At 57.4% G+C, this 19,174-nt stretch carries 15 protein-coding genes; 8 read left to right on the forward strand and 7 right to left on the reverse strand.

Features of this window, described 5'->3' with window-relative positions; genetic code table 11:
- The first annotated feature begins 183 nt into the window (after window positions 1-183).
- Entirely contained in the window at window positions 184-1,809 is a 1,626-nt protein-coding gene (locus LPQ25_RS21795) for an ATP-binding protein (RefSeq protein WP_014908018.1), read from the forward strand.
- Entirely contained in the window at window positions 1,799-2,497 is a 699-nt protein-coding gene (locus tag LPQ25_RS21800) for a response regulator (RefSeq protein ID WP_002888337.1), read from the forward strand. Before LPQ25_RS21795 ends, LPQ25_RS21800 begins: the two co-directional genes overlap by 11 nt.
- Window positions 2,498-2,529: 32 nt before the next feature.
- Here the strand turns inward: LPQ25_RS21800 and djlA are convergent, their stop codons facing one another.
- Window positions 2,530-3,357: a co-chaperone DjlA gene (gene djlA, locus LPQ25_RS21805; protein WP_012737388.1), complete on the reverse strand. Its 828-nt coding sequence runs from the start codon at window positions 3,355-3,357 to the stop codon at window positions 2,530-2,532.
- A gap of 243 nt (window positions 3,358-3,600) precedes the next feature.
- Here djlA and lptD point away from each other — a divergent pair, with 243 nt between their 5' ends.
- The 6 genes from lptD to apaH are packed head-to-tail and all read left to right on the forward strand — an operon-like array spanning window position 3,601 to window position 10,336.
- Window positions 3,601-5,949 (forward strand): LPS assembly protein LptD, encoded by a 2,349-nt coding sequence (lptD, locus tag LPQ25_RS21810; RefSeq protein WP_012737387.1) that lies wholly within the window; start codon window positions 3,601-3,603, stop codon window positions 5,947-5,949.
- A gap of 54 nt (window positions 5,950-6,003) precedes the next feature.
- A complete protein-coding gene (gene surA / locus LPQ25_RS21815) occupies window positions 6,004-7,290 on the forward strand; it encodes a peptidylprolyl isomerase SurA (protein WP_002888329.1) in 1,287 nt (428 codons plus the stop codon).
- A gap of 5 nt (window positions 7,291-7,295) precedes the next feature.
- Complete coding sequence (pdxA, locus tag LPQ25_RS21820) at window positions 7,296-8,285, forward strand: 4-hydroxythreonine-4-phosphate dehydrogenase PdxA (protein ID WP_012737386.1); 990 nt, start codon at window positions 7,296-7,298, stop codon at window positions 8,283-8,285.
- Window positions 8,282-9,103: a 16S rRNA (adenine(1518)-N(6)/adenine(1519)-N(6))-dimethyltransferase RsmA gene (gene rsmA / locus LPQ25_RS21825; protein ID WP_002888324.1), complete on the forward strand. Its 822-nt coding sequence runs from the start codon at window positions 8,282-8,284 to the stop codon at window positions 9,101-9,103. The genes pdxA and rsmA overlap by 4 nt, the downstream gene beginning before the upstream one ends.
- A 2-nt stretch (window positions 9,104-9,105) precedes the next feature.
- Entirely contained in the window at window positions 9,106-9,483 is a 378-nt protein-coding gene (apaG, locus tag LPQ25_RS21830) for a Co2+/Mg2+ efflux protein ApaG (RefSeq protein WP_002888323.1), read from the forward strand.
- 4 nt (window positions 9,484-9,487) lie between these two features.
- Entirely contained in the window at window positions 9,488-10,336 is an 849-nt protein-coding gene (apaH, locus tag LPQ25_RS21835) for a bis(5'-nucleosyl)-tetraphosphatase (symmetrical) ApaH (protein ID WP_004177431.1), read from the forward strand.
- A 426-nt stretch (window positions 10,337-10,762) separates the two neighbouring features.
- Here apaH and folA read toward each other — a convergent pair whose 3' ends face one another.
- The 6 genes from folA to carA form a co-directional block, all read right to left on the reverse strand.
- Window positions 10,763-11,242, reverse strand: coding sequence for a type 3 dihydrofolate reductase (gene folA / locus LPQ25_RS21840; protein WP_002888320.1), 480 nt, complete (start codon window positions 11,240-11,242; stop codon window positions 10,763-10,765).
- A 173-nt stretch (window positions 11,243-11,415) separates the two neighbouring features.
- Window positions 11,416-13,281 (reverse strand): glutathione-regulated potassium-efflux system protein KefC, encoded by a 1,866-nt coding sequence (gene kefC, locus LPQ25_RS21845; protein WP_004145992.1) that lies wholly within the window; start codon window positions 13,279-13,281, stop codon window positions 11,416-11,418.
- Window positions 13,274-13,807 (reverse strand): glutathione-regulated potassium-efflux system oxidoreductase KefF, encoded by a 534-nt coding sequence (gene kefF, locus LPQ25_RS21850; protein WP_002888068.1) that lies wholly within the window; start codon window positions 13,805-13,807, stop codon window positions 13,274-13,276. Before kefF ends, kefC begins: the two co-directional genes overlap by 8 nt.
- Window positions 13,808-13,938: 131 nt before the next feature.
- Window positions 13,939-14,172 (reverse strand): YgdI/YgdR family lipoprotein, encoded by a 234-nt coding sequence (locus LPQ25_RS21855; RefSeq protein ID WP_002888059.1) that lies wholly within the window; start codon window positions 14,170-14,172, stop codon window positions 13,939-13,941.
- 169 nt (window positions 14,173-14,341) lie between these two features.
- Entirely contained in the window at window positions 14,342-17,566 is a 3,225-nt protein-coding gene (carB, locus tag LPQ25_RS21860) for a carbamoyl-phosphate synthase large subunit (RefSeq protein WP_002888056.1), read from the reverse strand.
- 17 nt (window positions 17,567-17,583) lie between these two features.
- Window positions 17,584-18,732 (reverse strand): glutamine-hydrolyzing carbamoyl-phosphate synthase small subunit, encoded by a 1,149-nt coding sequence (carA, locus tag LPQ25_RS21865; protein ID WP_004177433.1) that lies wholly within the window; start codon window positions 18,730-18,732, stop codon window positions 17,584-17,586.
- Window positions 18,733-19,174: the final 442 nt, after the last annotated feature.

Raw genomic sequence — 19,174 nt, forward strand, 5'->3', positions numbered from 1 at the left:
ATATATCTCTGATTTATGACTGTGGTTTTTATGGTTTTTATTTCCCACCGGCCGCCTATTTCCGCCGCGACCGCTGGCGGCAGCCCGCACCTGCGCCGCTGATCACAACTTTCCCTTAACATTTATGTCACGTGACAGAAAAATGTTAGAGTGCCGGTATGGTTAATACGTCGTCCGGGGCCTATGAAATTATCTTTTCAATATAAGCTGTTTATTTCTCTGGTCGCTTTTTTCTCGGTCCTTTTTATCGCGCTGGGCATTTATTATTATTTTGACGCCAGCCGCCAGCTTTATCAGGAGATGAGCGCCCGGGCCAAAATACAGGCCGAAGAGATAGCCCTGATGCCGAATTTACGTCAACAGGTCAGCCGGCACGACCCACAGGCGATTCAGGCGTTTATGCAGCAAATCGCCGCCCATAGCGACGCCAGCTTTATCGTCATCGGCGACCGTCAGGGAGTTCATCTGTTTCATTCCGTCCATCCGGAGTGGGTCGGCACCCGACTGGTCGGCGGCGACAACCAGGCGGTACTGGAAGGAAAATCCATCACCACCATTCGCAAAGGCGGCCTCGGGGTCTCGCTGCGCAGCAAAACGCCCATCGTTGATGACGCAGGGCGAGTGATCGGTATTGTCTCCGTCGGCTACCTCACCAGCTATCTCGACAGCATTACTCTGACTAAAGTGATCAATATTTTTATCGCCGCCGTCCTGCTGCTCATCGCCCTGTTTATCTTCTCCTGGTACTTTACCCGCAGCATCAAGAAGCAGATTTTTTCGCTCGAGCCGCGGGAAATTGGCCTGCTGGTTCGCCAGCAAAAGGCGATGATGGAGTCGATCTTTGAGGGGGTGATCGTCATCGATCGCCAGCGGCGTATTGAGGTGATAAACCATGCCGCCCGCAGCCTGCTGGGGCTCAGCCAGCCCGCCCGCCAGCTGCGCGGTCAGTCGATCGACAGCGTCATTTCGCCGCAGCCCTTTTTCGCCAGCGGCGACATGCTCGAACGCGATACCCACGATGAGCTGTGCCGCTTCAACCAGTTGACCGTGCTCGCCAGTCGGGTGCGCATTATGCTGGAGAATACCCTGCAGGGCTGGGTGATCACATTCCGTGACCGCAATGAAATCAATGCCCTCACCGCCCAGCTGAGCCAGGTGAAGCGCTATGTCGACAATCTGCGCATCATGCGCCACGAGCAGCTCAACCGGATGACTACCCTCTCCGGCCTGCTGCATATGGGCCATTATGACGAAGCGATCCGCTATATTGAGGCCCAGTCGGAACATGCTCAGGAGCTACTGGATTTTATCTCCTCGCACTTCCACTCGCCGACGCTATGCGGTCTGCTGCTCGGCAAAGCCACCCGCGCCCGCGAAAAAGGCGTGGCGCTGAGCTTCGACCCGGCCTGCCGTATCGACCGCCCCCTGCCGTCGCTAATGGAATCCGAGCTGATCTCCATCATCGGCAACCTGCTGGATAACGCCATCGAAGCCACGCAGCGTGCCGAGCTGCCGCATGAGCCGGTTGAAGTCCTGATCCAGCTCAACGCCCGGGAGTTGATTATCGAAGTGGCCGACCGCGGCGTCGGCATCCGCCCCGATATCCGCGAGCGCATTTTTGAACGCGGCGTCACCACCAAAACCCGTGGCGATCACGGCATTGGTCTGTATCTTATTGAACATTATGTCACTCAGGCGGGCGGCACCATCGAAGTCGCCGATAACGCGCCGCGGGGAACGATCTTCACCCTATTTATCCCGGCCGACGCGCACGCCTGTCCGCAACCGGAGGCCCATGATGCATCATGACCTGGTCGATGTGCTAATTATTGAAGATGAGAGCGAACTGGCGCGCCTGCACGCCGAGCTTGTGCAAAAACACCCGCGACTGCGGCTGGCAGGCATGGCGGCCTCCCTCGCCCAGGCGCGGCAGCTGCTTCACGCCACGCCGCCGCAGCTGGTGCTGCTGGATAACTATTTACCGGACGGCAAAGGCGTCACGCTGATGACCGACCCGGCGCTGGCGACCAGCCAATGCTCGGTGATCTTTATCACCGCCGCCAGCGATATGGAAACCTGCAGCCAGGCCATCCGCAACGGCGCCTTCGACTATATCCTTAAGCCGGTATCATGGAAGCGGCTGAGCCAGTCGCTGGAGCGCTTTATCCAGTTCTACGATCAGCAACGGGAGTGGAAAATCGTCGATCAGCAAAACGTCGATTCCCTCTATCAACTGCAGGCGAAGAACTATCGCGTGGATAGCGGCAGCAAGGGGATTGAAGAGAAAACGCTGGCGCTGGTGCAGGGACTGTTTAGCGACCGGGAAGCGCACTGTTTTTCCGTTGATGAAGTGGTCAGCGCCGCCGGGCTTAGCAAAACCACCGCCCGTCGCTATCTGGAGCACGGCGTTGAGACCGGTTTTCTGGAAGTGGAGATGCTGTACGGAAAAATTGGCCATCCGCGGCGGCTGTATCGCCGCGCTAAGGTCAAAAGTTAAAACCCCTCGCCGGACGGGAGGGGCTGGAAACGTCAGAAGCCGCGCTGCTCTTTGATCAGCTCCCAGGCCTTCTGGATCTCCTGGGCCTTCTGTTTGGCCATCTCCATCATCTCCGGCGGCAGACCTTTCGCTACCAGCTTGTCCGGATGATGTTCGTTCATCAGCTTGCGATAGGCGCGCTTCACCGTCGCCGCGTCGTCGGTCGGTTTTACTCCCAGCACATTGCAGGCATCTTCGAGGGTCGGCCCACGCTGCGCCTGCTGCCAGCCGGCGTTACCGCCATGCTGGCCATAAGAGCGCTGCTGCGAACCGCCGCCAAACTGGGCGCCGCCCTGCATCATCCGCAGGAATTGATCGAACTGGGCGCGGGAGATGCCGAGCTCGTCGGCAATGATGAACAGCACTTCCCGTTCGTTAGGATGCAGTTCGCCATCAGCGAACGCCGCCTGCAGCTGAATTTCCAGAAACATCCGAATCAGATCGAAACGGCCAAAGCAGACGCTACGCAGTTGACGCATTTTCTCGCGCAGGGGATAGTTGTCGGCCTTACCGTCGCGAAACGCCTGCTGCGCCGCGGTGCGCGAGGCGCCATGCAGGTTCATGCGATCCATTAGCACATTGGCGACATGAATATCCGCTTCGGTAACGCGGCCCTTGGATTTGGTCAGGTGCCCCATCACTTCGAAGGTGGTGGAAAAGAAGAGCGACTGACGCTCCTGCTGATTGGCGAAGAGATTTAACCGGCGGCTGCGCGCCCGGTCAAACATATGGCCGACCAGAAAGCCAAGCACCACGCCCCAGAACCCACCACCCATCAGCAAAGCCACTGCCACGCCAATCACTTTACCCAAATACTGCATAGACTCCCCAACTGTTTATCGCCGTTAAGCTCGAATATGACCGCACGTTACCCGGCACTCGCGCCTCGGTCAATTGTGGGACATAGCCTATAATTTGCTTTATCATACTCGTCATTCAACAGGGTGCCTAACGCTCGGGCTCGAAACGGGCAGGATTAACACTAGCGTGATAATGTTGAGTAAGTTAGGCTCTGACCGTTTGCAAGCCGCTGTCACAAGATGATGGAACAATAAATACAACGTATGAAAAAACGTATTCCCAGCCTCCTGGCTACGATGATTGCCAGCGCCTTGTATAGCCAACAAGGCCTCGCTGCCGATCTCGCAACGCAATGTATGCTTGGCGTGCCAAGCTATGATCGTCCGCTCGTGGAAGGTCGTCCTGGCGATCTGCCGGTGACGATTAACGCCGATCATGCGAAGGGCAACTACCCGGACAACGCCGTCTTTACCGGCAACGTCGATATTAACCAGGGGAATAGTCGCCTCCGCGCCGACGAAGTTCAGCTGCACCAGCAGCAGGCCGCGGGCCAGGCGCAGCCGGTGCGCACGGTGGACGCGCTGGGCAACGTGCATTACGACGATAACCAGGTGATCCTCAAAGGGCCAAAAGCCTGGTCGAATCTGAATACCAAAGATACCAACGTCTGGCAGGGCGATTATCAAATGGTCGGACGCCAGGGACGCGGCACCGCCGACCTGATGAAACAGCGCGGTGAAAACCGCTATACCATTCTCGAAAACGGCAGCTTTACCTCCTGTCTGCCGGGCTCCGACACCTGGAGCGTCGTCGGCAGCGAAGTTATCCACGATCGCGAAGAACAGGTTGCCGAGATCTGGAACGCCCGCTTCAAGCTTGGCTCTGTGCCGATTTTCTATAGCCCCTACCTGCAGCTGCCGGTGGGCGATAAGCGTCGTTCAGGCTTCCTGATCCCGAACGCGAAATACAGCACCAAAAACGGCGTGGAATTCTCCCTGCCGTACTACTGGAACATCGCGCCAAACTTCGATGCCACTATTACTCCGCACTATATGAACAAACGCGGCGGCGTGATGTGGGAAAACGAGTTCCGCTATCTGACCCAGCTCGGCAGCGGCTTAACTGAATTCGACTACCTGCCGTCGGATAAAGTCTACGAAGACGACCACTCGAGCGACAGCAACAGCCGCCGCTGGCTGTTCTACTGGAACCACTCAGGGGTTATCGATCAGGTATGGCGTCTGAACGCTGACTACACCAAGGTCAGCGATCCTGACTACTTCAACGACTTCAGCTCGAAATATGGTTCCAGTACCGACGGCTATGCGACGCAGAAATTCAGCGCCGGTTACGTCAACCAGAACTTTGACGCCACGGTATCGACCAAACAGTTCCAGGTCTTTGACCGCGAATCGAGCAACTCCTATTCGGCTGAGCCGCAGCTCGACGTCAACTACTACCAGAATGATGTCGGTCCGTTCGATACCCATCTCTATGGACAGGTTGCCCATTTTGTTAACTCGAATAACAACATGCCGGAAGCGACCCGCGTTCACTTCGAACCGACGATCAACCTGCCGCTGTCCAACGATTGGGGCAGTCTGAATACCGAAGCCAAGCTGCTGGCGACTCACTACCAGCAGAGCAACCTCGATAAGTACAATGCCGCCAACGGCACTGACTATAAAGAGTCCGTCAGCCGCGTAATGCCGCAGTTTAAAGTCGACGGCAAAATGGTCTTTGAACGCGACCTGCAGGAGGGATTCACCCAAACGCTGGAACCGCGCGTGCAGTATCTGTACGTGCCGTACCGCGATCAGAGTGAAATCGGCAACTACGACTCCACGCTGTTGCAGTCGGATTACACCGGTCTGTTCCGCGACCGTACCTATAGCGGTCTGGACCGCATCGCGTCGGCTAATCAGGTCACCACCGGCCTCACCTCGCGCGTGTACGATGCCGCCGCGGTGGAACGTTTTAATATTTCCGTCGGTCAAATCTACTATTTCACCGAGTCACGCACCGGTGATGACAACATCAACTGGGAGAACAACGATACCACGGGTTCACTGGTCTGGGCCGGCGATACCTACTGGCGCATTGCCGATGAATGGGGTCTGCGCGGGGGGATCCAGTACGATACGCGTCTGGATAACGTTGCCACTGGTAACGGCACCATTGAATACCGTCGCGATGAGAACCGCTTAGTCCAGCTTAACTATCGTTACGCCAGCCCGGAATATATTCAGGCCACGCTGCCGTCATATTCCACCGCGGCACAATATAAACAGGGTATTTCGCAGGTGGGGATGACCGCCAGTTGGCCGATTGTCGATCGCTGGTCCGTGGTCGGGGCCTACTACTACGATACTAATACCCGGAAAGCAGCAAACCAGATGTTGGGTGTGCAGTATAACTCCTGCTGCTACGCCATCCGTCTTGGCTACGAACGTAAAGTCAACGGCTGGAACAGCAACGACAACGGCGGCGAGAGCAAATACGATAACACCTTCGGAATCAATATCGAATTGCGCGGTCTGAGCTCTAACTACGGCCTCGGCACCCAGCAGATGCTGCGCTCGAACATTTTACCGTACCAGAGCTCCCTGTGATGCGGCTGGTTTACAACATCATCCGCATTTGCGGTTAATCGAAATGGAAAAAGTATGAAGAACTGGAAAACGCTGCTTCTCGGTATCGCCATGATCGCGAATACCAGTTTCGCTGCCCCCCAGGTGGTCGATAAAGTAGCGGCCGTCGTCAATAATGGCGTCGTGCTGGAAAGCGACGTCGATGGTTTGATGCAATCGGTTAAGCTCAATGCTGGTCAGGCTGGCCAACAGCTGCCGGATGACGCCACCCTGCGCCATCAAATCCTCGAAAGACTGATCATGGACCAGATCGTGTTACAGATGGGGCAGAAGATGGGCGTGAAGATCTCTGACGACCAGCTCGATCAGGCTATCGCCAACATCGCCAAACAAAATAATATGACCTTGGATCAGATGCGCAGCCGTCTGGCCTATGAAGGCATCAACTACAACACCTACCGTAACCAGATCCGTAAAGAGATGCTGATTTCGGAAGTGCGTAACAATGAAGTCCGTCGTCGCATCACCGTGCTGCCGCAGGAAGTGGAAGCGCTGGCGAAACAGATCGGCGACCAGAACGACGCCAGCACCGAGCTCAACCTGAGCCACATCCTGATCCCGCTGCCGGAGAACCCGACCTCTGATGAAGTCGCCGCGGCCCAGGAGCAAGCAAACTCCATCGTTGAGCAGGCGCGCAACGGCGCCAACTTCGGCAAACTGGCGATCACCTACTCCGCTGACCAACAGGCGCTGAAGGGTGGCCAGATGGGCTGGGGCCGTATCCAGGAGCTCCCGGGCATTTTCGCTCAGGCGTTAAGCACGGCGAAGAAAGGGGATATCGTCGGTCCGATTCGTTCCGGCGTTGGTTTCCACATTCTGAAAGTCAACGACCTGCGCGGTGGTACCCAGAATATCTCCGTTACCGAGGTTCACGCCCGTCATATTCTGCTGAAACCGTCGCCGATCATGAACGACGCCCAGGCTCAGGCTAAGCTGGAACAGATCGCAGCCGAGATTAAGAGCGGGAAAATCACGTTTGCTCAAGCGGCGAAAACCTATTCGGAAGATCCGGGCTCGGCAAACCAGGGCGGTGATTTAGGCTGGGCCACGCCGGACATCTTTGACCCGGCGTTCCGCGATGCGCTGATGCGTCTGAACAAAGGGCAGACCAGCGGACCGGTGCACTCTTCCTTTGGCTGGCATCTGATCGAACTGCTGGATAGCCGTCAGGTCGACAGAACCGACGCCGCGCAGAAAGATCGTGCTTACCGCATGCTGATGAACCGCAAATTCTCTGAAGAAGCGGCAACCTGGATGCAGGAACAGCGCGCCAGTGCGTATGTTAAAATTCTGAGCAACTAATATCGATGCCTGAAACCCGTAAAGTTGTTATCACTCCCGGCGAACCCGCCGGGATTGGCCCTGACCTGGTCGTGCAGCTTGCCCAGCGCGACTGGCCAGTTGAGCTGGTGATTTGCGCCGATGGCGCCCTGTTAACTGACCGAGCCAAGCGGCTCGGTCTTCCTTTATCTCTCCTCCCTTACGATCCCGCGCAACCTCCTGTTCCTCAGCGCACCGGTACCCTGACGCTGCTGAACGTGCCGCTAAACGTCCCGGCGGAGCCCGGCGTGCTGAATGTGCAAAACGGCGCCTACGTAGTGGAGACGCTGGCGCGCGCCTGCGACGGTTGCCTTAGCGGCGAGTTTGCGGCGTTAGTGACCGGCCCGGTGCATAAAGGCAACATCAACGACGCCGGTATCGCCTTTACCGGTCATACCGAGTTCTTTGAAGAGCGCGCGAAGGCCAGCAAAGTGGTGATGATGTTGGCGACCGAGGAGCTGCGGGTGGCGCTGGTCACCACCCATCTGCCGTTGAAAGCCATCAGCGAAGCGATTACCCCCGAGCTACTGCGCGAGATCATCACCATTCTCGATCACGACCTGCGCACGAAATTTGGCATTGCCCAGCCGCATGTGCTGGTTTGCGGGCTTAACCCGCACGCTGGCGAAGGCGGCCATATGGGAACAGAAGAGATAGACACCATCATTCCGGTGCTGGAAGAGATGCGCGCAAAGGGGATGAACCTCAGCGGTCCGCTGCCGGCAGACACCCTCTTTCAGCCGAAATATCTTGATCATGCCGATGCGGTACTCGCGATGTACCACGATCAGGGCCTGCCCGTGCTAAAATACCAGGGCTTTGGCCGCGGCGTGAACATTACGCTCGGTTTACCTTTTATTCGTACCTCCGTCGACCACGGCACCGCACTGGAATTAGCGGGTCAGGGAAAAGCGGACGTCGGCAGTTTTATCACGGCGCTTAATCTCGCCATCAAAATGATTGTTAATACCCAATGAATAATCGAGTCCATCAGGGCCATTTAGCCCGTAAACGCTTCGGGCAGAACTTCCTCAACGATCAGTTTGTGATCGACAGCATCGTCTCGGCGATTAACCCGCAGAAAGGCCAGGCGATGGTTGAAATCGGCCCCGGCCTGGCGGCCCTGACCGAGCCGGTCGGCGAACGCCTTGACCAGCTGACCGTCATCGAACTGGACCGCGATCTGGCGGCTCGCCTACAGACGCATCCGTTCCTCGGTCCAAAGCTGACCATCTATCAGCAGGATGCGATGACCATGAACTTTGGCGAACTGGCGGAGAAAATGGGCCAGCCGCTGCGCGTCTTCGGCAACCTGCCGTACAATATCTCGACCCCGCTGATGTTCCATCTGTTCAGCTATACTGATGCCATTGCCGATATGCACTTTATGCTGCAGAAGGAAGTAGTGAATCGTCTGGTTGCCGGACCGAACAGTAAGGCGTATGGTCGGTTAAGCGTGATGGCGCAATATTATTGCCAGGTGATCCCGGTACTCGAAGTGCCGCCGAGCGCGTTTACCCCGCCGCCTAAGGTCGACTCCGCGGTGGTACGCCTGGTGCCGCACAGCACCATGCCGTATCCGGTCAAAGAGATCCGGGTGCTGAGCCGCATCACCACCGAAGCGTTCAACCAGCGCCGCAAGACTATCCGCAACAGTCTCGGCAATCTGTTCAGCGTGGAAGTGCTGACCGAGCTGGGCATCGACCCGGCCATGCGCGCCGAAAATATTTCCGTGGCGCAGTACTGCCTGATGGCCAACTGGCTGTCTGACAATCTGCCAACGAAGGAGAGCTAACCATGATTCATTCGCCCCGGGTGTGTGTCCAGGTACAGAGCGTCTATATCGAATCGCAGTCTTCCCCGGAAGAAGAGCGCTACGTCTTCGCTTACACCGTCACCATTCGCAACCTGGGGCGGAGTCAGGTTCAGCTGCTTGGCCGCTACTGGCTCATCACTAACGGCCACGGTCGTGAGACTGAAGTTCAGGGTGAAGGGGTGGTCGGCGAGCAACCGCATATTCCCGCCGGCGGTGAATATCAATATACCAGCGGCGCAGTGATTGAAACGCCGCTGGGAACCATGCAGGGTCATTATGAGATGATCGATATCGACGGCGCGCCGTTCCGTATTGAGATCCCTGTTTTCCGTCTCGCAGTTCCAACGCTCATTCATTAAAACAATGTCAACATACCTTATTGGCGACGTTCACGGTTGCTACGATGAACTGATCGCATTATTAGCGCAGGTTGAATTCGATCCGCGGAGAGATACGCTGTGGCTGACCGGCGATCTGGTGGCCCGAGGCCCGGGATCGCTGGAGGTCCTGCGCTATGTCAAATCTCTGGGCGACAGCGTACGACTGGTGCTGGGCAACCATGACTTACACCTGCTGGCGGTCTTTGCCGGTATCAGCCGCAACAAGCCAAAGGATCGTCTGAAATCACTGCTGGAAGCGCCGGATGCCGATGAGCTGCTCAACTGGCTGCGTCGCCAGCCGCTGCTGCAGGTGGATGAAGAGAAAAAGCTGGTGATGGCCCATGCCGGCATTACGCCGCAGTGGGATCTGGAGACCGCCCAGCAGTGCGCGCGCGATGTTGAAGCAGTGCTCTCCAGCGACTCCTATCCTTTCTTCCTCGATGCCATGTACGGCGACATGCCGAACCACTGGAGCAACGAGCTGAGCGGCCTGGCGCGCCTGCGCTTTATCTCTAACGCCTTTACCCGCATGCGCTACTGTTTCCCGAACGGCCAGCTGGATATGTATTCGAAGGAAGCGCCCGAGGACGCCCCGGCGCCGCTGAAGCCGTGGTTTGCCATTCCCGGCCCGGTCAGCAATGCCTACAGCATTGCCTTTGGCCACTGGGCTTCGCTGGAGGGACGCGGCACGCCGGAGGGGATTTACGCCCTGGATACCGGCTGCTGCTGGGGCGGGGAACTCACCTGCCTGCGCTGGGAAGATAAGCAGTACTTCACCCAGCCGTCAAACCGGCAGAAAAGCCTCGACGAAGGCGAAGCCGTCGCGTCCTGACTCTTCCCGGATAGCGGCGCGTTGCGCCTTATCCGGGCTACCTGCGGCGTCGTTTTGTCGGGTGGCGGCTTACGCCTTACCCGACCTACGTTTATGTGCTGTTTGTCGCTCCGGGGAGTGCTTCAGAAAGAAGACGAAGCCCGCGACGGGAAACATGACGCAGTCCCGTAGGCTCGCGCAAGCGCAGCGCCGACGGGCAAGAACTACGGGCGCGGAGCCACTTTTGTGTCGGGTGACGGCTAACGCCTTACCCGACCTACGTTTATGTGCTATTTGTCGCTCCAGGGAGCGCTTCAGAAAGAAGACGAAGCCCGCGACGGGAAACATGACAAGATACTGAGTGCGCCATCGTCGCGCAATTCATGCAAAAGAAAACCCCGGTCACGCCAGACGCGACCGGGGTTTTTTTATCGCTATCCTGCCCGCTTAACGGCGTTCGAGGATCTCAAAGCAGTAGCTATGGGAGTTCTGCGCGTCGGCGTCATGAAACTCGCTGAACACCGACTCCCATTCGTCCGGATCGTAATCCGGGAAATGGGTATCGCCTTCCACTTCCGCATCAATATGGGTCAAGTAGAGCTTCTGCGCTTTCGGCAGGAACTGCTCATACACCCGGCCGCCGCCGATCACCATAATCTCTTCCACATCGCCGCAGGCGGCAATTGCTTCTTCTACGGAGGAGACCCACTGCACGCGATCGTCGCTGCCGGGTTTGCTGCTGATCACGATATTTTTACGCCCCGGCAATGGGCGCCCAATGGATTCCCAGGTCAGACGCCCCATCACCACCGGCTTATTTAACGTGTTGCGTTTGAACCAGGCGAGATCGGCAGGCAGGTTCCATGGCATGGCGTTTTCCATACCAATGACGCGATCTACCGCTAACGCCGCAATCAGACTGATCATTCATTCATTCCCGAGTGCAAAAAATTGTCGCCACTATACGGAAAGCGTACAACTTCGTCGACTGGCCGGAGGGTAAAGAATAAGAAAATTTTCTGATTTGCTGGCAAGCCCACGTTCACACCGTGGGCCGCCAGAAGAGGATCCAAACGAAAACAAAATGTTACTGGTCAGCCTCAGGCTGAGGGCTTATTTTCCGGCTCATCGGCGATATCCCCGGTGTGCCTGCCCTCTTCCGTACCCTGCCAGCCATGACGCTGCACCAGCGACAGATGATGACGATCTTCGTTGATGATGCCGGTCAGCATATCGCTGGTCCGCTTGAAGACCGCCACCCGCGACGCGGCATCGTTTTCCGCCATCGCCACCATCTCTTCGACCATCTGCAGGTTGAATCGTCGAAACAGATCGGCCCGCTCGCGCGCTTCATAGGCGCCGAGCCCCAGCGCCTCCAGCGTCATTCGGCCGGACTTCAGCGCCGCCTCGAAGGTTTCACGCTCCGGGGCCTCGACGCCAGCCTGGCGCAGCTGAATGTAATGATCGACATCGCGGGCGCGGGAGATGATCTGCAGATGCGGAAAATGCTCTTTTACCCTCGCCACCAGCTCCAGGCTGACGTGCGGATCGTCAATGGCATTGATCAGCACTTCCGCCTTTTCGGCCCCGGCCGACTCCAGCAGATCGACCCGGGTGGCATCGCCGTAGAAAACCTTCATATCAAATTTGCGCAGGGTATCGACATGGTCCGGGTCATGATCGAGGATCACCATCTTCACCCCGCTCGAGAGCAGCAATCGCCCGGCAATCTGCCCGAAGCGGCCAAAGCCGGCGACAATCACCCGCGGCTGCTCTTCATCAATCTCGTCAGCATCACGCGCCTGGCCGCTGGACGATTTCTCCAGACGGGTCAGCAGCACCAGCAGAATGGGGGTTGCCGCCATCGACAGGGCCACCGCCAGGGTCAACGCTTTTGCCCATTCGCCGTCCAGTACATCCGCCATCCGCGCGGCGCCAAACACCACAAACGCGAACTCACTCCCCTGCCCCAGCAGCACCGCAAACCAGCGGCGCTGGGCGCGCGGTACGCCAAGCGGCCTGGCGATAAGCCACAGCATCAGCATTTTTATCGCCAGGAAACCGACCAGCAAAATCACAATACGCAGCGGATGGGTGACCAGGGTGCCGAAATCAATCGACATGCCGACGCCGATAAAGAACAGCCCCAACAGCAGTCCTTTAAACGGCTCAATATCACTCTCCAGCGCATGACGATATTCGGAACTGGCCAGCAGCACCCCGGCGAGAAACGCCCCCATCGCCATCGACAGCCCCACCTCTTCCAGCAATAAGCCAAAGCCGAAGACCAGGAACAGGGCCACGGCGCTGAACACTTCGCGCAGGCCGGAACGGGCGACAAAGCGCAGCAGCGGCCGGGTCAGATAGCGCCCAAGGACCACCACCAGCGCCAGCGCTGCGGCCACTTTCAGCGCGGAGAGGGCAAAAGCCATCAGCGAAGTGGCGCCGCCGCTGGCCGCCAGCAGCGGGATCATCGCCACCAGCGGGATCGCGGCGATATCCTGGAACAGCAGCACCGCAAAGGCGCTGCGCCCCATCTGCGACACCGTCAGATTGCGCTCATTCATCGCCTGCATAGCGATCGCGGTTGAGGAAAGCGCCAGAGTCATACCAATCAGCTCGGCCACCTGCCAGCGCAGGCCCAGCAGCATGCAGAACAGGCCGATCAACACCCCGCAGGCCACCATCTGTAGTGCGCCGCCGCCAAACACCGAGGCGCGCAGCTTCCATAAGCGCTGCGGATCGAGCTCCAGACCAATGACGAACAACATCAGCACCACGCCAATCTCGGCAAAGTGCAGAATCGCCTCGGCATCGGTCACCAGCCGCAGCGCCCACGGGCCGATAATACAGCCGGCGATGAGATAGCCCAGCACTGACCCCAGCCCCAGACGGACGGCGATGGGCACAATCAGCGCCGCGGCGCCGAGGTAAATCAACGCCTGTATCAGCGTATGGCTATCCATTCTGGTGTGCCTCCTGCCAGTCGATTAAGCGTTGACGATAGCGGCGGGCCTGCGCCTGCAGCGTTTCATCATCGCAGATAAAGGTGCAGTGCATAGCGAACGGCGGCAGCCATTTCATTCCGCAGTAAAGCGCGGTTGCCTGCAACGGCTGCGCCAGCACCGGAAAACCGGGGAATGAGCCGATGTCGAAGTGGCTTTCACCGCCGCCGGTGGTCACCGCCCACATCAGCGATTTACCGCGCAGGGCAATACCGTTGTGACCATAGGCCCAGCCGTGCGACAGCACCTTGTCCATCCACAGCTTGAGCAGCGGCGGTACGCTATACCACTGCATAGGATGCTGCCAGATAACCAGATCGGCACGGGCCAGCGCCGCCTGCTCGGCGGCGACATCGATATTAAAGTCGGGATAGAGTTGATAGAGGGAGCGTATCTCTACGCCTTCAAGCGTCCCTGCCTGTTCAAGCATTCGCTTATTCGCATGAGAATGCTGCGGATAAGGATGCGCATAAATTATCAGAATCATTGATTGGCCTGCGTTTGCTCTTGTCGTAATCAGCAAGAGTGTAGACAGTTAAGCGAACCGCTTACAATGATAACTGTGATTTATGTCGCGAGGGCTTACGCAACGCGCGCCCTGAGGGTTAACGTCAGGCCTTAGTTATCCAGCTCGTCCATGGACTTCACCTGGTCGCGGTTAATCTGCTCCACGCGGCCGGTTTCGGCATTTTTGTATGAGACAAGGCCGGTGTCATCATCCACCTGCGGTTTGCCGCTGGTGACAATGGTCTTGCCGTCGGTGGTTTTGATCGACTGATTCGATGAGCAGCCGGCCACGAACATGATTGCCGTCGCTGCCAGTGCGGATGCCACCAGAATATTGTTCCGCATTGTATCCTCCTGTCTTTTCATCAATAGGTATCGTTATGGTGCTAACTATAGTTAGCCTGACCCGACAGGGGGTTAAAAGCAGAACTCTCTGAAGATGGCTGCGGCCAAAAAAAATAGGCTGACGATGTCGTCAGCCCAGGATTGTTGCTATCCGGCCTGGCCGGGAAGCTTATTTAGTGATTTGCGCGTGCATTTCCTGCACCGAAATCACCTTCTCGGTGGCGTCAGCGTTCAGCGCCATCGCGGTGGCAAAGCCGCCGTTCAGGGTGGTGTCGTAATGCACTTTGTACTGCAGCGCGCTGCGGCGAATCAGCTTGGAGTCTTCAATCGCCTGGCGACCTGCGGTGGTGTTGATGATGTAGGTATATTCGCCATTCTTGATGCGGTCCTGAATGTGCGGACGACCTTCATGCACCTTGTTCACCAGACGCGGGTTAATGCCCGCTTCACCCAGCACAATCGCCGTACCGTGAGTCGCATCCAGCTCGAAGCCAAACTTCAGCAGCTTCGCCGCCAGGTCAACCACGCGCTCTTTATCGCCTTCGCGGACGGAGAGCAGCGCGCGACCCTGTTTCTTCATGGTCGAGTTGCTGCCCAGCTGCGCTTTGGCGAACGCTTCAGCAAAGGTGCGGCCGACGCCCATCACTTCCCCGGTGGAGCGCATTTCTGGCCCTAACAGCGGGTCAACGCCCGGGAATTTATTGAACGGCAGGACCACCTCTTTCACCGAGTAGTAAGGCGGGATGATCTCTTTGGTCACGCCCTGCTGCGCCAGTGTCTTACCGGCCATCACGCGCGCCGCCACTTTCGCCAGCGGTACGCCGGTGGCTTTGGAGACGAACGGTACGGTACGCGCCGCACGCGGGTTGACCTCAATCAGATAAACTTCGTTATCTTTCACCGCGAACTGAACGTTCATCAGGCCACGAACCTGCAACTCGAAGGCCAGCTTCTGCACCTGCTCGCGCATCACATCCTGAATCTCTTTGCTCAGGGTGTAGGCTGGCAGGGAACAGGCGGAGTCGCCGGAGTGGACGCCTGCCTGCTCGATATGCTCCATGATGCCGCCAATCAGCACCATTTCGCCATCGCAGATGGCATCGACATCCACTTCAATCGCATCGTCGAGGAAGCGATCCAGCAGCACCGGCGCGTCGTTGGAGACGCTGACCGCGGTCTGGAAGTAGCGGCGCAGATCCTGCTCGTCATAGACGATCTCCATCGCCCGGCCGCCGAGCACATAAGACGGACGCACTACCAGCGGGTAGCCAATCTCTTTCGCTTTCTCTACCGCCTGCTCAATGGCGGTGACGGTGGCGTTCGCCGGCTGCTTCAGCTTCAGACGGTCAACCGCGTGCTGGAAGCGCTCACGGTCTTCCGCCCGGTCGATAGCGTCCGGACTGGTACCGATAACCGGCACGCCGGCAGCTTCCAGGGCACGAGCCAGCTTCAGCGGGGTCTGGCCGCCGTACTGAACGATAACGCCTTTTGGCTTCTCGATGCGCACGATTTCCAGCACGTCTTCCAGGGTCACCGGCTCAAAATACAGACGGTCGGAGGTGTCGTAGTCGGTAGAGACGGTTTCCGGGTTACAGTTGACCATGATGGTCTCGTAACCGTCCTCGCGCAGCGCCAGCGAGGCGTGTACGCAGCAGTAGTCGAATTCGATACCCTGACCGATACGGTTCGGGCCGCCGCCGAGGACCATGATTTTATCGCGGTCAACGGACGGGTTGGACTCACACTCTTCTTCATAAGTGGAGTACATGTAGGCGGTATCGGTAGCAAATTCCGCAGCGCAGGTGTCCACGCGCTTGTAGACCGGGTGCAGGTCATACTGGTCGCGCAGCTTGCGGATTTCCGCTTCCCGCACGCCCGCCAGCTTCGCCAGACGCGCATCGGCAAAGCCTTTACGCTTCAGGGTGCGCAGGAAGTCAGCGTCGAGGCCGTTGATGCCCACTTCCGCCACTTTCTCTTCCAGACGGACCAGCTCTTCAATCTGTACCAGGAACCAGCGGTCGATGTTGGTCAGGTTGAAGACGCCGTCAACCGAGAGGCCCGCGCGGAACGCGTCAGCGATATACCAGATACGCTCAGCGCCGGCATCTTTCAGCTCGCGGCGGATTTTGGTCAGCGCTTCCGGGTCGTCGAGGCTCACTTTCGGGTCGAAGCCGGTAGCGCCCACTTCCAGACCGCGCAGCGCTTTCTGCAAGGATTCCTGCTGGGTACGGCCAATCGCCATCACTTCGCCGACAGACTTCATCTGGGTGGTCAGACGGTCGTTGGCGCCGGCGAATTTTTCGAAGTTAAAGCGTGGGATTTTAGTGACCACGTAGTCAATGGACGGTTCAAAGGAAGCCGGGGTGCGGCCGCCGGTGATGTCGTTCATCAGCTCGTCAAGGGTATAACCTACCGCCAGCTTGGCTGCCACTTTAGCAATCGGGAAGCCGGTGGCCTTAGAGGCCAGCGCCGAGGAGCGGGAGACGCGCGGGTTCATTTCGATAACGATCAGGCGACCGTTTTTCGGGTTGACCGCGAACTGCACGTTAGAGCCGCCGGTTTCGACGCCGATTTCACGCAGCACCGCCATCGAGGCGTTACGCATGATCTGGTACTCTTTGTCGGTCAGGGTCTGCGCCGGGGCAACGGTGATGGAGTCACCGGTGTGGATCCCCATGGCGTCGAAGTTTTCGATGGAGCAGACGATGATGCAGTTATCGTTCTTATCGCGCACCACTTCCATCTCGTACTCTTTCCAGCCGATCAGCGATTCATCGATCAGCAGTTCGTTGGTCGGAGAGAGATCCAGGCCGCGTTCGCAAATTTCTTCGAACTCTTCGCGGTTATAGGCGATACCGCCGCCGGTGCCGCCCATGGTGAAAGACGGACGGATGATGCACGGGAAACCAACGTCGGCGGCAACCGCCAGCGCCTCTTCCATCGTGTGGGCGATACCAGAGCGCGCGGTGTCGAGGCCGATTTTTTTCATTGCGATATCGAAACGGCGACGGTCTTCGGCTTTATCAATCGCATCGGCGGTGGCACCAATCATGGTCACGCCGAATTCAGCCAGGACCCCCTGACGCTCCAGCTCGAGCGCGCAGTTCAGCGCCGTCTGGCCGCCCATGGTCGGCAGCACCGCATCCGGGCGCTCTTTTTCGATGATTTTACGCACCACTTCCCAGTGAATCGGCTCGATGTAGGTGGCATCGGCCATTTCCGGGTCGGTCATGATGGTCGCCGGGTTAGAGTTCACCAGGATAACGCGGTAGCCCTCTTCGCGCAGCGCTTTACAGGCCTGGGCGCCGGAGTAGTCAAACTCACACGCCTGACCGATAACAATCGGGCCCGCGCCCAGAATCAGGATACTTTTTATGTCTGTACGTTTTGGCATTGCTCTTTTACTCCTGATTATTTCGCGGACTGACGGTAGAGCTCAATTAACTCGATAAAGTGGTCGAACAGCGGCGCGGCATCGTGCGGCCCCGGGCTCGCTTCAGGGTGCCCCTGGAAGCTGAACGCCGGTTTGTCGGTACGATGGATCCCCTGCAGGGTGCCGTCGAACAGCGACTTATGGGTCACGCGCAGGTTGGCCGGCAGCGTCGCCTCATCTACGGCGAAACCGTGGTTCTGGGCAGTGATCATCACCACGTTGTTATCAATATCTTTCACCGGGTGGTTGCCGCCGTGGTGGCCGAACTTCATCTTAATGGTCTTGGCACCGCTCGCCAGCGCCAGTAGCTGATGGCCAAGGCAGATGCCGAATACCGGAATATCGGTCTCAAGGAATTTTTCAATCGCCTCGATAGCGTAATCGCACGGCGCCGGGTCGCCAGGGCCGTTGGAGAGGAAGATACCGTCCGGATTGAGCGCCAGCACGTCCGCGGCGGAGGTCTTCGCCGGCACCACCGTCAGGCGGCAGCCGCGGTCAACCAGCATGCGCAGGATGTTGCGTTTCGCGCCGAAGTCATATGCCACAACGTGGAACGGCAGCTCGCTTTCCGCTTTCGCTTCCGGCAGGTCGCCCGCCAGGGTCCAGCTGCCTTGCGTCCAGCTATAGGTTTCTGCGGTGGTCACTTCCTTCGCCAAGTCCATGCCGTTCAGGCCCGGGAACGCTTTCGCTTTTTCCAGCGCCAGCTGGGCATCCGGGCTGTCGCCCGCGATGATGCAGCCGTTCTGCGCCCCTTTCTCACGCAGCAGACGCGTCAGCTTGCGGGTATCGATATCGGCAATCGCCACGATGTTATGGCGCTTCAGATAAGAAGAGAGGTCTTCAGTACTGCGGAAGTTGCTGGCAATCAGCGGCAGGTCGCGAATAACCAGCCCCTGCGCATGTACCTGAGAAGATTCTTCATCGGCGGCGTTGGTGCCGACATTACCAATATGAGGATAAGTAAGAGTGACGATTTGGCGGGAATAGGAAGGATCAGTGAGGATTTCTTGATAACCGGTCATTGAAGTATTGAAAACGACTTCCCCAACCGCCGTGCCGGTTGCCCCGATGGCCCGACCGTGAAACTGGGTTCCGTCTTCCAGAACCAATAGCGCTGACTTAATCAAAACATCCTCCAGAGAATATCCACTCACTTTATTTGCATATTAATTCATAAACACGATCTGAATCAATGCAAATCTGTTGCCCGCAGATTTTTGGCAAACGGCGGCATTCTGGAGAGATGTCGGATAAAAGTCAACTTAAAGCGGAGATTTTTAATGTCATTTTACGCCACTGGTGCGTAACACATGATTTTTACGCCAAAAAGATCAACAAACCTGGCTGAGAAAACGCTTGCGGATGTGGAAGAGTGTAAAACAGAGCGATGATCGACAAAAAAGTGGACCAGATGGTCAAAATTTACATTTCATTCACTAAAAAACACGCTAATACTGTATTTTTTACGCATCACACTTAAAACATACGCCATAATACGCAAAAATAAAAAAGGGCAACAAAATATTGCCCTCTGCATCAATAACTTATTGATAGCAATAACCACATCAC

The sequence above is a fragment of the Klebsiella sp. KPN54798 genome, from assembly GCF_021184225.1.
Classification (GTDB): Bacteria; Pseudomonadota; Gammaproteobacteria; order Enterobacterales; family Enterobacteriaceae; genus Klebsiella; species Klebsiella pneumoniae.

Coding starts and splice junctions, on each gene's coding strand:
- kefC (WP_004145992.1), bottom strand. CDS start 13,281: ATGGATAGCCATACGCTGATACAGGCGTTGATTTACCTCGGCGCCGCG.
- apaG (WP_002888323.1), top strand. CDS start 9,106: ATGATTCATTCGCCCCGGGTGTGTGTCCAGGTACAGAGCGTCTATATC.
- LPQ25_RS21795 (WP_014908018.1), top strand. CDS start 184: ATGAAATTATCTTTTCAATATAAGCTGTTTATTTCTCTGGTCGCTTTT.
- folA (WP_002888320.1), bottom strand. CDS start 11,242: ATGATCAGTCTGATTGCGGCGTTAGCGGTAGATCGCGTCATTGGTATG.
- carB (WP_002888056.1), bottom strand. CDS start 17,566: ATGCCAAAACGTACAGACATAAAAAGTATCCTGATTCTGGGCGCGGGC.
- kefF (WP_002888068.1), bottom strand. CDS start 13,807: ATGATTCTGATAATTTATGCGCATCCTTATCCGCAGCATTCTCATGCG.
- rsmA (WP_002888324.1), top strand. CDS start 8,282: ATGAATAATCGAGTCCATCAGGGCCATTTAGCCCGTAAACGCTTCGGG.
- surA (WP_002888329.1), top strand. CDS start 6,004: ATGAAGAACTGGAAAACGCTGCTTCTCGGTATCGCCATGATCGCGAAT.
- LPQ25_RS21800 (WP_002888337.1), top strand. CDS start 1,799: ATGCATCATGACCTGGTCGATGTGCTAATTATTGAAGATGAGAGCGAA.
- apaH (WP_004177431.1), top strand. CDS start 9,488: ATGTCAACATACCTTATTGGCGACGTTCACGGTTGCTACGATGAACTG.
- djlA (WP_012737388.1), bottom strand. CDS start 3,357: ATGCAGTATTTGGGTAAAGTGATTGGCGTGGCAGTGGCTTTGCTGATG.
- pdxA (WP_012737386.1), top strand. CDS start 7,296: ATGCCTGAAACCCGTAAAGTTGTTATCACTCCCGGCGAACCCGCCGGG.
- LPQ25_RS21855 (WP_002888059.1), bottom strand. CDS start 14,172: ATGCGGAACAATATTCTGGTGGCATCCGCACTGGCAGCGACGGCAATC.
- lptD (WP_012737387.1), top strand. CDS start 3,601: ATGAAAAAACGTATTCCCAGCCTCCTGGCTACGATGATTGCCAGCGCC.